Annotated in this window: 13 protein-coding genes; 11 read left to right on the plus strand and 2 right to left on the minus strand. The window is 62.6% G+C overall.

The genetic code is table 11. The features are described from left to right. Positions 1-9: 9 nt before the first annotated feature. The 10 genes from E3E11_RS03510 to E3E11_RS03555 all read left to right on the plus strand — a co-directional run bounded on the left by E3E11_RS03510 (position 10) and on the right by E3E11_RS03555 (position 8,657). Entirely contained in the window at positions 10-1,395 is a 1,386-nt protein-coding gene (locus E3E11_RS03510; protein ID WP_141452096.1) for a UDP-glucose dehydrogenase family protein, read from the plus strand. Between the two features lie 192 nt (positions 1,396-1,587). Then, positions 1,588-2,796, plus strand: coding sequence for a hypothetical protein (locus tag E3E11_RS03515; RefSeq protein ID WP_141451211.1), 1,209 nt, complete (start codon positions 1,588-1,590; stop codon positions 2,794-2,796). A 142-nt stretch (positions 2,797-2,938) separates the two neighbouring features. Continuing rightward, the gene (locus tag E3E11_RS03520; protein ID WP_141451212.1) at positions 2,939-3,718 is read left to right on the plus strand and encodes an MlaE family ABC transporter permease; all 780 of its coding nucleotides are present in this window, start codon (positions 2,939-2,941) and stop codon (positions 3,716-3,718) included. A gap of 29 nt (positions 3,719-3,747) precedes the next feature. Beyond that, positions 3,748-4,650: an ABC transporter ATP-binding protein gene (locus E3E11_RS03525; protein WP_141451213.1), complete on the plus strand. Its 903-nt coding sequence runs from the start codon at positions 3,748-3,750 to the stop codon at positions 4,648-4,650. A gap of 33 nt (positions 4,651-4,683) precedes the next feature. Then, positions 4,684-4,896 carry a hypothetical protein gene (locus E3E11_RS03530; protein WP_141451214.1) on the plus strand — a complete coding sequence of 71 codons (213 nt, stop codon included), beginning with the start codon at positions 4,684-4,686 and terminating at the stop codon, positions 4,894-4,896. A gap of 113 nt (positions 4,897-5,009) precedes the next feature. Continuing rightward, positions 5,010-5,201, plus strand: a complete 192-nt coding sequence (locus tag E3E11_RS03535) for a hypothetical protein (protein ID WP_141451215.1) — start codon at positions 5,010-5,012, stop codon at positions 5,199-5,201. Between the two features lie 62 nt (positions 5,202-5,263). After that, on the plus strand, positions 5,264-6,697 hold the full coding sequence (gene radA / locus E3E11_RS03540) for a DNA repair protein RadA (RefSeq protein WP_141451216.1): 1,434 nt from the start codon (positions 5,264-5,266) through the stop codon (positions 6,695-6,697). A 191-nt stretch (positions 6,698-6,888) separates the two neighbouring features. Further along, positions 6,889-7,395, plus strand: a complete 507-nt coding sequence (gene bfr, locus E3E11_RS03545; RefSeq protein ID WP_141451217.1) for a bacterioferritin — start codon at positions 6,889-6,891, stop codon at positions 7,393-7,395. A 423-nt stretch (positions 7,396-7,818) separates the two neighbouring features. Further along, on the plus strand, positions 7,819-8,223 hold the full coding sequence (locus E3E11_RS03550; RefSeq protein ID WP_141451218.1) for a nuclear transport factor 2 family protein: 405 nt from the start codon (positions 7,819-7,821) through the stop codon (positions 8,221-8,223). Then, positions 8,220-8,657 (plus strand): cupin domain-containing protein, encoded by a 438-nt coding sequence (locus E3E11_RS03555; RefSeq protein ID WP_141451219.1) that lies wholly within the window; start codon positions 8,220-8,222, stop codon positions 8,655-8,657. The genes E3E11_RS03550 and E3E11_RS03555 overlap by 4 nt, the downstream gene beginning before the upstream one ends. Positions 8,658-8,710: 53 nt before the next feature. On the opposite strand, the gene E3E11_RS03560 is transcribed toward E3E11_RS03555, so the two are convergent. Next, positions 8,711-8,968, minus strand: a complete 258-nt coding sequence (locus tag E3E11_RS03560; RefSeq protein ID WP_141451220.1) for a (2Fe-2S)-binding protein — start codon at positions 8,966-8,968, stop codon at positions 8,711-8,713. A gap of 99 nt (positions 8,969-9,067) precedes the next feature. Beyond that, positions 9,068-9,661 (minus strand): IMPACT family protein, encoded by a 594-nt coding sequence (locus E3E11_RS03565; RefSeq protein WP_141451221.1) that lies wholly within the window; start codon positions 9,659-9,661, stop codon positions 9,068-9,070. Positions 9,662-9,787: 126 nt separating this feature from the next. Between E3E11_RS03565 and E3E11_RS03570 the strand changes: the two genes are divergently transcribed. Then, positions 9,788-12,397, plus strand: a complete 2,610-nt coding sequence (locus tag E3E11_RS03570; protein WP_141451222.1) for an MMPL family transporter — start codon at positions 9,788-9,790, stop codon at positions 12,395-12,397. Positions 12,398-12,436 lie beyond the last annotated feature (39 nt).

Genomic DNA, 12,436 nt, shown 5'->3' on the forward strand with positions numbered 1-12,436 from the left:
CGGCTGGCTCTGATCGGCGGCGGCTACGTGGGGCTGGTCTCAGGCGCCTGTCTGGCCGCTTTCGGGGCAGAAGTGACCGTCATAGAGCAGGACCGGGCCCGGCTTGCCCGCCTACAGGTTGGCGACATGCCCATTTACGAACCGGGGCTTGCTGCTCTGCTGGAGCGCCAGCGCATTGCCGGGCGCCTGGCCTTCTGCGGCCATCTGGCTGAAGCCCTGCCGGGGCGGGAGGCGGTGTTCATCGCCGTGGGCACACCTGCGCGGCGCGGCAGCGGCCATGCGGATCTGCGCTATGTCTCCCAGGTGGTGGAAGAGCTGGCACGCTGTGCGGAAAACCTTCCGGACGGGCGCGAGCTTCTGGTGGTCATGAAGTCCACCGTGCCTGTCGGTACCGGGCGCGATGTTGCGCGGAAACTGGCAGAGCTCAGGCCGGATCTGCGCTTCACGGTCGCTTCCAATCCGGAGTTCCTGCGCGAAGGCGAAGCGATCAATGATTTCATGCAGCCCGACCGCGTGGTGATCGGCCTTGATGGCCAGCGCCCTGGGGCAGAGAGCGCCCGGGCTTTCCTCACCCGTCTTTACTGTTCTGCCACTTCTTCCCTGACCCCGGACAGATTGGCCTTCATGGGACTGGAAAGTGCGGAGCTGACCAAATACGCCGCCAATGCCTTCCTGGCTCTCAAGGTCACTTTCATCAATGAAATGGCTGATCTCTGCGAGGCGAGCGGCGGGGTGATCGAGGAAGTCGCCCGCGGCATGGGGCTGGACCCGCGCATCGGCGCTGCCTTTCTGCAGCCCGGCCCGGGCTATGGCGGCTCATGCTTTCCCAAGGATACGCGCGCTTTGGCCACCACTGCACGGCAGAAGGGCACGCCCATGCAGCTGGTGGAGACGACCATCGCCACGAACGAGGCCCGCAAGCGCCGCCTGGCTGAGCGCATCCTCACCCTTGCCGCAACGCTCCGCCCTCTTTCCTCTGATCCCGATGCCGCCGAACGCCCCCAGAACGGCGAGGTGCAGATCGCCGTTCTGGGCCTGGCCTTCAAAGCCGGCACGGACGACATGCGCGACGCTCCCGCCCTGACGATCCTGCCCCTGCTGCTGGAAGCCGGCGCCCGACTGCACCTCTACGACCCCCAGGCCATGGCCCAGGCCCGCGCGCAGCTGGGCCAGAGGGAGGGGCTGAGATTTGCCGCCAGTCTAGAAGACGCGCTGGCACAGGCAGAGCTGGTGGTGGTGCTGACTGAATGGCCCCTTTTCCGCGCCCTCACCCCCCAAACCCTGGCCCGCCTGATGCCCGGCCGCCTGGTGATCGACTGCCGCAACCTATGGTCCCCTGAAGAAATGCGCGCGGCAGGCTTCACCTATCACCGGCTGGGGCGGAGGATAGATTAAAGCCGGGTAATTTCTGCCCCTGCCAACCAAGGGGCTCAAACCTATAAAACGGGGCAATGGGAAAAAGAATTGTCCGGCCCTATTTTCTCCGTTTTAATTCACTATTCACTTAATGTTTAAGGCCCAGGTCCGGCCTGCTTTCTGAGCCGCCCTGCCGTCATTTCAGCCGTCACTTCAGATGAACGACACCCGATGAAAGTTTCCGTCGTGCGCTCTCCTTCCTCGTCTTCCCTCCGTCTGGCGTCGCACAGCCCGAAAGCTGCCCGGCTGGCTGGTCTTCTGTTTGCCGGGCTGTGCCTGACGAGCATAGTCACAGGCGCAACGGCTGACCGCGCTTGGGCTGCGGGGACGCTGGCGGCTGGCACGCATATGCAGGGCGAGGAGCTGGATCTCTCCGCCCCCTGTGCACAGGTGAAGATCATTGCCGATCCGGCGCTGGCTTCCGGCATTACCCTGCAGGAAAGCCACGGGGCCGCGCCGCAGGTGCAGACCACGGCCGATGGCGCCACGAAAATGCTGGGGCTGAGCCTGCGCTGCGTGCCCGGCGCACGGCTGGTGCTGCGCATCTCCCCTGCCACCATGCTGAACCTGCAGGACAGTCCGCATGCCGCTTTCACGCTCAGCGGGCCTGTGGCCGGTCTTGATGCCAACCTGACTGATGCCAGCCTGACTGCAGATCAGGTGCCCTCGCTGAGCCTGGCCCTGCACGGCACCGCAACCGCCGCGATCAGCCAGCTCAACCGGGCCGGGCAGATTGTCATGGACGGCGCCAGCACAGCCACTGTTGACCAGGCGCACCTGACCGCCCTCTCCGTGCAGGCCAGCGGCACCGCTGCATTGCGGCTGCAGAGCGGGCAGATCGACCTGCTTGCCCTGACTGTGACGGACCAGGCGCATGCCAGCATTCTGGCCACGGTCCAGATCGCCCATGTGAACGCTTCCGGCCATGCTGTCGTCACGCTCGGCCCGGTAACGGGCACCCTGACCAATACAGGCCCGACCACCGTTCATGCGCTTGCAAGCTCAGGACCTGCCCCTTCAAGCGTTCCTGCCCAGCAGCCCTTACCGGCCGAGAGCCAACCTGCCGCACAGGCCGCACCTAATCCCGTCCCGCCCCAGGCGCCGCTGCCACAGGCGCAAAACGGTAGCGGCGTACAGAACCAGAACACGCTCCAGAAGACCCAACCTCCCGCTGCCGCGCCAAGACCGGCAGCGCCTACGCAGCCCGCCCCTCTGAGCAACCATGTCGGTGCAAACCATACCGAGGCCGCCGCCACTTTCTCGGCCGCCCCTGCCGCTCCGCCTGCCCCCGATACAGCGGCCCAGGGCTTGCCCACGCACTCGGTCCCGCCTGCGCCTGCCCGGCCTGCAGCAATTGGCAGCAGCGCTTCCTCGCCCTGAACAAAACCGGCGTTCTGCAAACGCTCTTTTCCCTGTTTTTGTCGTGACTTTCCGGCAGTCATCGGGTCCTTTTTCATATCCTGCAGAACAGGAGCGCCGGTTGCGTTCAGGGGCTGTGCAGGATAGAGCAGGAAGGGTGCGCATGTTGGAAACCCCCTTCGTCGCTCTGGGTCGTCTGGTGCTCAGCGCGTTCCGTCAGGTCGGCAGTGTGGTCCTGTTCGGGCTGCGGGGGCTGAGCGGGCTCGTACGCCCGCCTTTCTACTGGAAGATCTTCCTCTCCAGCCTGGTGAATATCGGCTTTCTTTCCCTGCCCGTCGTGGCGCTGACAGCCATTTTCGCAGGCGGGGTCATCGCCCTGCAGTCCTATACCGGGTTCAGCCAGTATCACGCCCAGAATGCCATCGCCCATATCGTCCTGCTGGCCATCACGCGTGAGCTGGGGCCCGTTCTGGCCGGGCTGATGATCGCAGGTCGCGTCGGGGCGGCCCTGTCAGCGCAGATCGGCACGATGCGGGTCACCAACCAGATCGACGCGCTGGCCACGCTGTCGACCGATCCGATCAAATACCTCGTCACCCCCCGCCTGCTGGCCGGCACACTGGCCTTGCCCCTGCTGGTGCTGGTGGCTGACATTCTCGGCGTTTTCGGCGGCTTCACGGTCTCAGTGGCCAAGCTGGGCTTTGCGCCTGACGCCTATATCACCGCAACGCTTTCAGGGCTCAAAGCGTCCGATGTCATTGTCGGGCTGGTCAAGGCAGCGGTCTTCGGGTTTCTGATCGCCCTTCTGGGCTGTTATTACGGCTATCACAGCAAGGGCGGCGCTGAAGGCGTTGGGGCCGCGGCAACGGCCACAGTGGTCGGCGCTTCCATCATGGTGCTGATCTTCGATTACATGCTGACCGATCTTTTCTTCACCGGCTGAAGCACCAGGCAAAGGCAGATGAGGACCAGATGACGATTGCAGTCCCCCAGGAAACTGAAAAAGCCCCGGCCGACATTGCCGCGCCCGCGCCTGGCCATGAACCCGTTGGCGGCACGCCCCCGGCGCAGGCGCAGAAGGGCACGGTGCCGCGCATCCGCATCCGCGGTCTGTGCAAGACCTTCGGCAGTCATGTCGTGCTGGACGGGGTCGATCTTGACGTCTGGCCCGGGGAATCCCTAGTGGTCATCGGCGGTTCAGGCACCGGCAAATCCGTGCTGCTGCGCAGCATTCTCGGCCTGCTGACCCCTGATGAAGGCAGCATCGAGATCGACGGGGTGGATATCCTCACCGCCCCTGCCGAGGAACGCGAGAAATGCCTGCAGCAGATCGGCATGCTGTTTCAGAATGCTGCCCTGTTCGACAGCATGAGCGTGCTCGACAACATCCTCTTCGGCCTGCGGGCCAAAGCGCCGCAGACACGCAAGCTGCCCCTGCCCCGCCAACGACAGGAGGCGCTGGAACTCCTGGCGCAGGTCGGGCTGGGGGCAAGCGTCGGGGACCTGATGCCTGCCGAACTTTCGGGCGGCATGCAGAAACGCGTCGGCCTCGCCCGTTCCCTGGCCGGTCGTCCGAGCATCCAGCTTTTTGACGAACCCACCACAGGGCTGGACCCGATCATGAGCTCGGTCATCAACCGGCTGATCGTCGATTGCGTCAAGCGCCTGGGTGCCACGGCCATCACTATCACCCACGACATGGAATCAGCCCAGGTCATCGGCACGCGCGCCGCCATGCTCTATGAAGGCAGGATCATCTGGAGCGGCCCGGCTGACAGGCTGATGGACTCAGGCAATCCTGTCGTGGAACAGTTCACCCATGGCTGGCTCAAGGGACCGATCAAGATCGACTATCCCCTGCCGCTTTCCTCCTGAACCGTTTTTCATGTTTTCTGAAAGGACCTCCCCATGAGCACGCCCGAGCTTGAAAATGCCCTCACCCGTCTCTACATCACCGCCATCGGCAAGGCCCTGGTCAAGAAGGGCGTGCTGAGCATCGAGGACATCACGAGCGAGATGAGCGGCATCCGGCAGGAGTTCGAGGGCCGGCCTGATTCCCGCCTCCAGGAGATCGCCACCTCCGTCGGTGATCTCATCAATGCCGTCCAGAGCTGGAAGTAATGCGGAGCTCTGCAGGCGGCAATCAGCCATTGACGCCTTCACGCCCCGGTTTTCAAAGCAGAAAAGCTGCTCTCTCCTCCATTTCAAATTCATTTTCTGAAAGATTAGTTTCCATGGCCACTGAACACGATCGCAACCATCGCCCTGAGCACCTGCACGGCCACACGAACAACACGCAGCGCAAGCAGACAGAGCGCGAAGAAGCCTGCGCCTGCCACTGCCCTGCTGCGGGCGGCACGGGCACCTGCACCTGCGGCGCCCACTGCGACTGTGGCGCTGACTGCAGCTGCAAGGCTGCCGCCTGACCGGGCGAAACCTCTCTCAATAAGAGGTTTCAATAACGGGCAGAGTGTGGTCATGAAGGGTCATGGCCAGGAAACCGATCACCCGCTTCGTCTGCACCCAGTGCCAGGCCGTTTTTCCGAAATGGAACGGGCGCTGTGATGTCTGCGGCGAATGGAACACGCTGGAAGAAGAGACCGTCAGCGCCACGCCCAACCGCCCCCAGGGGGGTGCCGGCGCAGCGGCAGGCAGGCCCGGTCGGCTGGTCACGACACGGCTGGACGGCAACGCCACCCCTCCGGCACGGATCGAAACCGGCATGGCTGAGCTCAACCGCGTGCTGGGCAGCGGCCTGGTGCCGGGCTCGGTGGTGCTGGTCGGCGGTGATCCGGGTATCGGCAAGTCGACACTGATGCTGCAGACCACCTGTGCCCTGGCCCGCAGCGGCCATGACGTGCTGTATGTCTCAGGTGAAGAGGCGATCGACCAGATCCGCCTGCGTGCCCGCAGACTGGAGCTGGACGGGGACCCCAAGACCCTGGAGCGGCTGGAGCTTGCTGCCTCCATCAATGTTGCCGACATCGCCGCCTCTCTGGAGGAGGTCAAAAGCCGCAAGGTCGTGGTGATCGATTCGATCCAGACCATGTGGCTGGAAGGCGTTTCAGGCGCGCCCGGCTCGGTCAGCCAGGTGCGCAGCTGCGCTTTCGAACTCATCCGGCTGGCCAAGACCCAGGGATTCGCCCTGGTCCTGATCGGCCATGTGACCAAGGAGGGAGCGCTGGCAGGCCCGCGCGTGCTGGAGCACATGGTGGACGCCGTGCTGTATTTCGAGGGCGACCGCGGCCACCAGTTCCGCATCCTGCGCGCTGCCAAGAACCGCTTCGGTGCGACCGATGAGATCGGCGTGTTCGCCATGACCGATGCAGGCCTGCGTGAAGTGCCCAATCCCTCAGCCCTCTTCCTGGCTGAAAGACGTGGCAACATTGCGGGGTCGGCTGTTTTCGCCGGTCTGGAAGGCACGCGCCCGGTCCTGCTGGAGATCCAGGTCCTGCTTTCAGCCAAATCAGGCGATGGGGCAGCACGCCGCGCCGTGCTGGGCTGGGACAGCGCGCGGCTGAACATGATTCTGGCCGTGCTGGAAGCGCGCTGCGGGCTGAAGCTCGCTTCGATGGACGTGCACCTGAACGTGACAGGCGGGTTGCGCATCAATGAGCCTGCAGCTGATCTGGCGGTGGCTGCAGCGCTGATCTCAGCTGCCACCGGCCAGCCGACCGATCCCAACACGGCCTATTTCGGCGAAATTGGTCTCTCAGGTGAGATCCGCCAGGTGCCCCAGACCGGGCTGCGCCTCAAGGAGATGGCCAAGCTCGGCTTCAGAACGGCACTGCTTCCCCGCCATGTCGGCAGTGCCAGCGCCCGCCCCAAAGCCCCTGAAGGCCTGCAGCTGGAAGAGCTGGGCCATCTGGCCGATCTGATGAAAAAATTCGCCTCTCCGGCAAAAAAATCCGCAGAAGCCTGAAAGGCGCTTCTCTCACCCGGTTTCCCGCCTTGCGGCGGCAGGCAGGCTGTTTGGTGTTCCTGAAGGGCGATGTTATCCTGGGGAGAAACCCCCAGGCATAAAAGCGCCTGAAGAGCCTGCTTCCCACAGCCGGCGCCTCTGGCTTCACGCCTTGCCGCAACCCCCTCACTATCACGACAGGAACCACGTTCATGACTTCCCAGCCCGCCGGTCGCGTCAAGGACCAGAAGGTCATCGACTATCTCAATCAGCAGCTGACCAACGAGCTGACAGCCATCAATCAGTATTTCCTCCACGCCCGGACCCTGCAGCACTGGGGCGTGACCCTTCTGGGCAAGAAGGAGTATGAGGAATCCATCGAGGAGATGCAGCATGCCGACTGGCTGACCAAGCGCATTCTCTATCTCGGCGGCCTGCCAAACCTCCAGAAGATCGGGGGCCTTCTGCTCGGCCAGAACGTGCAGGAGATCCTGGAATGCGACCTGAAGCTGGAAGTGCAGGCCATGGCCAGCCTGCGCGAGGCGATCGCCTATTGCGAATCCGTGCGTGATTACGTTTCGCGCGATCTGCTGGTCAAAATCCTCGCCAATGAGGAAGAGCACGAAGACTTCATCGACGCCCAGCTCGATCTCATCAAGCTGGTCGGCATTGAGCGCTACATCACTCTGAACTCTGCCCCAGCGCCTGAAAGCATCTAAAACGCGCGTGACTCCGGCCCTGCCTGGGCGGCAGGCCAGACTCGAAATAAAACTCCGGCTCTGCCACTTCAGACGTGGCGGGACCGGAGTTTTTTCTTTTTGTGACACTGAAAACCGCTCTTCTGACGCAGTCTTCCTCAACCGTCTCAGTGCTGACAGAAAACTCTGTTGCCAGGATTTTTTCAGCGGAAAACCTGGGTTTTCTGATGGGCGTTTCTGGGGCAGCACCCGTTCGCCTCACACGTCATACAGCCCCTGTCCGGTATCGTTTCCAACACTAGGGGCCTTAAAAGTGCCTTCTTGCCTGCCGGCCCCACAATCCACACTCTCTTTTCCATAACCCCGCTTTTGCAGCGGGACCCCAGGCTCACGGCACCCCTGCTTCACCCCAAGGGCCTGACACAGCTGAACAGAAGGAAGAGAATGATGACTGACACTGCCCGGAAAACTGTGGAGAACTGGTATGCGACCGGCAATACCGACCTGCTGGCCGATGACATTCTCTGGGAGGTTCTGCCTACCTTTCCCGAGGGAGGCCGCTACGAGGGTCGCAAAGCCGTTGTGGAGACCTTCGTTCCCAAGGTCATGACGCATTTTTCAGAATACGAGGCACATCCGCACAGCTTCATGGTTGATGGCAATGTCGTCGCCACAACGGGCGTCTATCACGTGCGGACAAAAAAAGACCCGTCAGGCGAAGACCGCGCGGGCGATATTACTTTTGCACATTTCTGGACCGTGAAAAACGGTAAGATTGCCGCCCTGCACCAGGTCGCCGATACCGCCACAGCGCAGAAACTTCTCCAGACCGGGGAGCAGGCAGCATGATCGAAGAAGAACACCTGATGACCCTGAATCCCTCGGTGGATGGGCGCTTCGACCTCAACAGGATCGCCGCCGCCTTTCCCGAGACAGCGGACACGATGCTTCTGGACACCTATCTGACCGACAAGCCGGAAGCCAGCATCCGGGTCTTCCGGATCTACCGCGACGTTCCACCACATTACCACACTCAGTGCGCCGAAGTCCTTCACGTCCTGTCAGGCGAGGGAACGTTCTGGATGGGTGATCCGGCCACTGAAGCGCCCTTTGCGCCGGGCCATCTGCTCGTCTTTCCGAAGCGCATGGTGCACGCCCTGCCCCGCATCATACGTGACCCGGTCATCTTCCTGGCCATCGACACGCCCCGGCGCGCGCCCGATGACGTGGTTTTCGTCAATCCGGCTGACGGCACGCCTGAAGGTTTCATTGCCAGCATCTGAGGCTTCCGGACCTTTCCTGACGTCAGCGGAGATAACTCCACAGAGGCTGACAATCAGGGCAATGACGCTACCGGGGTCACGGGCGCACATGCCGCAGCCGCGCAGGTTTCAGGGCCGTCAAGGTCCGGCGGACAGCCGGTTATGCCCTCGACCCCGCTTTCCTTCAGCAACCGGCAGATCTGGCGCGTGCATTTTCCGCAATCGGCCTGGCATTTTTTATGCGCATAGACGGCTGACGGACGGCGCGCGCCAGCCGCGATGGCGGCGGTAACATCCTTGTCCGACAGGACATTGCAGGAACAGACAATCATATACAGGCACTGATTTGCGAAAAGTCCGGGAGAACCCCGAGAACAGAATAAGAATTCTAATTGAGAATTATTCTCATATGCATGAAATCAAGCTTAAAGTCAAGCTTTTTCCACCGCTCGCAGCTGCTGCTGGCCGCGTGTCAGATCACGCAGCCAGGCTGACAATTCCTCAGTGCATTCCAGCGGCACGCCCAGCAGCATCTCAGCTCCGCTGGCGCCGAACGTGCAGTCAGCCACCTCCACCTGCCACTGGCCCAGTCTGGCACTGACTTCCCCATGCAGGGAGAAGGGGCAGTGAAAGCGCCACCAGCTGCGCGGCACGTAAAGCGTCTTGGCAGCCTCCCGCAGGCAGACTGCAGCCGCCCCTCCATAGGCGCGCACCAACCCGCCGCCGCCAAGCTTGACCCCGCCGAACCAGCGCGTCACGACCACCATCACCCCGTCCACGTCCTGGCCCTCAATGGCCGATAGGATGGGGCGCCCTGCCGTCCCTCCCGGCTCCCCGTCGTCACTGGTGCGGAAATTCTGGCCGATCCTGAAAGCCCAGCAATTATGCGTGGCCTCCGCCACACGGACTTCAGCCAGAAAAGCCAGCGCCTCCTCCGCTGAGCTGACCGGCGCTGCACGCGCGCGGAACACGCTGCCTTTCACCACGCTTTCACGGCCGGCCGGGCCATCCAGCGTCCAGCTCATCGTCCCTCCCTTTCCTTACCTGTCTGCCCATCTGTCTGTCAGGCGCGTTTCCGCAGAAGTTCTCGGGTGTTTTTCCGCGCTGCCGGGGATGGCAAAACCCGCCCCACCCCACTAAAATCCTCTGCCATGCTCACGAAACTGACCACCCGGCTCAACAACTTCTCTCTTCACCATGCTCTTGGCGTGGTGCTGGTATTTCTCGGCCTTGTACTCGGCGCCCTCTGGGTCAGTCATGACCGGCTCGGGGTCACGACCGATACCGACCAGCTTTTCTCCAACTCCCTGGGGTGGAAAAAGCGCGTCAATACCATCGAGAAGCTCTTTCCAGGTGACAAAGACTCCCTCGTAGCGGTCATTTCAGCCGACACGCCGGAGGAAGGCAATGAATCAGCCAAGCAGCTGGCCGCCATTCTCACGCGCGACCACAGGAATTTCAACACTGTCTCCGTGCCGGCCGACAATCCCTATTACGTGCAGCATGCCTTCGAGCTTCTGCCGGTCAAGACACTGGACGGATTGCTGAACTCCATCATTGCCGCCCAGCCCTTCCTCGGCACGCTGGCAGCTGACCCCTCAGCGCGCGGCCTGTTCAGCACCTTCGACATGATCGCAACCGGAATTGAACACGGCCAGGAGATCCCGCCCAGCTTCGATCCGGCCCTGCAGGGCATGGCCAACGCCCTGACCGCTGCTGCCGACGGCCACCCCTATCCTGTCTCCTGGCAGAGACTGCTGGCTGGCAAGGTGAGCGATCTGGGTGGTCAGTACCAGTTCGTTGTTACCCACCCCAAACGCAACTTCTCCTCCTTTGAGCCGGCGGCCGCGGCAACCCGGGCCATGCGTGCGGCCATTGACAGCCTGCCCGATGTCAAAGCCGGGCACGTGCACGCTCTCATCACGGGGGAAGCCAAGCTCAGCGATGAGGAATTCTCCACCGTCGCCAAGGGCATGGTGGTCGGGCTGGTGCTTTCACTGGCCCTGGTCACGCTCTGGTTGACCCTGGCTGTGCGTTCCCCGCGCATCATCATTCCCATCCTGATCACCCTCATCACGGGGCTGGTGCTCACGACCGGTTTTGCCGCCCTGGCGGTAGGCACGCTCAATCTCATTTCCGTTGCCTTTGCCATTCTCTTCGTCGGTATCGCGGTTGATTTCGGCATTCAGTACAGCGTGCGTTTCCGCAGCCAGGTAGCGCCTGACGGCATGCCGCTTTCCACGCTCAAGGCCTTGGCGCGCACAGGTCATGAATGCGGCGCGCAGATTCTCATCGCAGCCCTTGCCACCGCCTGCGGCTTCATGGCCTTCATTCCCACCAGTTTCGTGGGGGTCGCCCAGCTCGGCCTGATCGCAGGCGCCGGCATGCTGATCGCTTTCATCAACACCCTGACCCTCCTGCCGGCCCTGCTGGTTCTGTTCCATGCGCATCCGGCCAACAAAAGCACCGGCTTCAGCGAACTCGCACCGGTGGACCACTTTCTGCGCCGCCACCGCCCCGTCCTGCTCTGCATCTTCGGCGCGCTGGCCCTGCTGAGCCTGGCGCTGATCCCCTTCCTGTCCTTCGATTCCGACCCCCTGCACACCAAAAACCCCCATACCGAAGGCATGCGGGCGCTGCACCTGCTGGAGCAGAACCCCCTGACCACCCCTTACAGTGCCCAAGTTCTCGCTCCTGACGAAAAGACGGCAGCCCGGCTGGCGGCTGCCATCAGCAAGCTTTCAAGCGTGAATGACGTCCTGTGGCTGGGCGCGCTGGTGCCTGAGCAGCAACCCGTCAAGCGGGAAATGATTGCCGACGCCGCAGACATGCTCCTCCCTTCGCTGGATGTATCGCACCCTGCACCCCCGCCCACGGCACAGGAACTGCGGGAAAGCGCTGCCAAGGCGGCTGACGCGCTGCAATCGGTTCCGGCCGACAAGCTGAACGCGCCGCTCAAGCAGATCCTTGCCGCCCTGCGCAAGCTTGAAAAAGCCCCTGACAGCCTGCTGCTGCAGATAAATGCCGATCTCACGCGCTTCCTGCCCGATGAGCTCAATCAGCTACGCACAGCCCTCACCCTCACGCCCCCCGTCACGCTTGAGAACATCCCAGCCGACATCCGCCGCCAATACGTCACGCCGGACGGGCGTTACCTGCTGATCATCCACCCCAAGGGCCAGATGTCAGAGCCCAAGGTACTGCATCACTTCGTCAGCCAGCTCCGCACTGTCACGACCAATCTGGCCGGACCGGCAGCGGAGATCATCGGCTCAGCGCACACCATGATTCACGCTTTCACGGTAGCCGGGCTATGCGCCATCTGCACGATCGCGCTGGTTCTGCTCATCGCCCTGCGGCGCCCGCAGGAAATGGGGCTGGTCATCGCTACCCTGGTCATGTCGTCGCTCATGACCGTGATCGTCGTGGTCTGCTGTCACGTCTCGCTGAATTACGCCAACATCATCGCCCTGCCACTGCTTCTGGGCGTCGGCGTCTCCTTCAACATCTATTTCGTGATGAACTGGTCGGTCGGAACAAAAGACCCGCTGGTCTCGCCCACAGCCCGGGCCGTGTTGTTTTCGGCCCTGACCACCGGTTCAGCCTTCGGCTCACTGGCTCTCTCCCAGCATCCCGGCACTTCCAGCATGGGCAAGCTGCTCATGCTGTCACTGGCCTGCACCCTGTTCTGCACGCTGATCTTCCTGCCCACTCTGCTGCCCAGCAAGGCGCCTGACCCGGGCAAGGCCCATCTGCCCTGATCTGTGACGGGCTTCGCTTCACAGGGTTTCACTGAACTT

Source organism: Oecophyllibacter saccharovorans, from assembly GCF_006542375.1.
Classification (GTDB): Bacteria; Pseudomonadota; Alphaproteobacteria; order Acetobacterales; family Acetobacteraceae; genus Oecophyllibacter; species Oecophyllibacter saccharovorans.

Excerpts from the sequence above, each read along its gene's own strand:
- E3E11_RS03515 (WP_141451211.1), top strand. The coding sequence starts at position 1,588 with ATGAAAGTTTCCGTCGTGCGCTCTCCTTCCTCGTCTTCCCTCCGTCTG.
- E3E11_RS03520 (WP_141451212.1), top strand. The coding sequence starts at position 2,939 with ATGTTGGAAACCCCCTTCGTCGCTCTGGGTCGTCTGGTGCTCAGCGCG.
- E3E11_RS03525 (WP_141451213.1), top strand. The coding sequence starts at position 3,748 with ATGACGATTGCAGTCCCCCAGGAAACTGAAAAAGCCCCGGCCGACATT.
- E3E11_RS03530 (WP_141451214.1), top strand. The coding sequence starts at position 4,684 with ATGAGCACGCCCGAGCTTGAAAATGCCCTCACCCGTCTCTACATCACC.
- E3E11_RS03535 (WP_141451215.1), top strand. The coding sequence starts at position 5,010 with ATGGCCACTGAACACGATCGCAACCATCGCCCTGAGCACCTGCACGGC.
- radA (WP_141451216.1), top strand. The coding sequence starts at position 5,264 with ATGGCCAGGAAACCGATCACCCGCTTCGTCTGCACCCAGTGCCAGGCC.
- bfr (WP_141451217.1), top strand. The coding sequence starts at position 6,889 with ATGACTTCCCAGCCCGCCGGTCGCGTCAAGGACCAGAAGGTCATCGAC.
- E3E11_RS03550 (WP_141451218.1), top strand. The coding sequence starts at position 7,819 with ATGATGACTGACACTGCCCGGAAAACTGTGGAGAACTGGTATGCGACC.
- E3E11_RS03555 (WP_141451219.1), top strand. The coding sequence starts at position 8,220 with ATGATCGAAGAAGAACACCTGATGACCCTGAATCCCTCGGTGGATGGG.
- E3E11_RS03560 (WP_141451220.1), bottom strand. The coding sequence starts at position 8,968 with ATGATTGTCTGTTCCTGCAATGTCCTGTCGGACAAGGATGTTACCGCC.
- E3E11_RS03565 (WP_141451221.1), bottom strand. The coding sequence starts at position 9,661 with ATGAGCTGGACGCTGGATGGCCCGGCCGGCCGTGAAAGCGTGGTGAAA.
- E3E11_RS03570 (WP_141451222.1), top strand. The coding sequence starts at position 9,788 with ATGCTCACGAAACTGACCACCCGGCTCAACAACTTCTCTCTTCACCAT.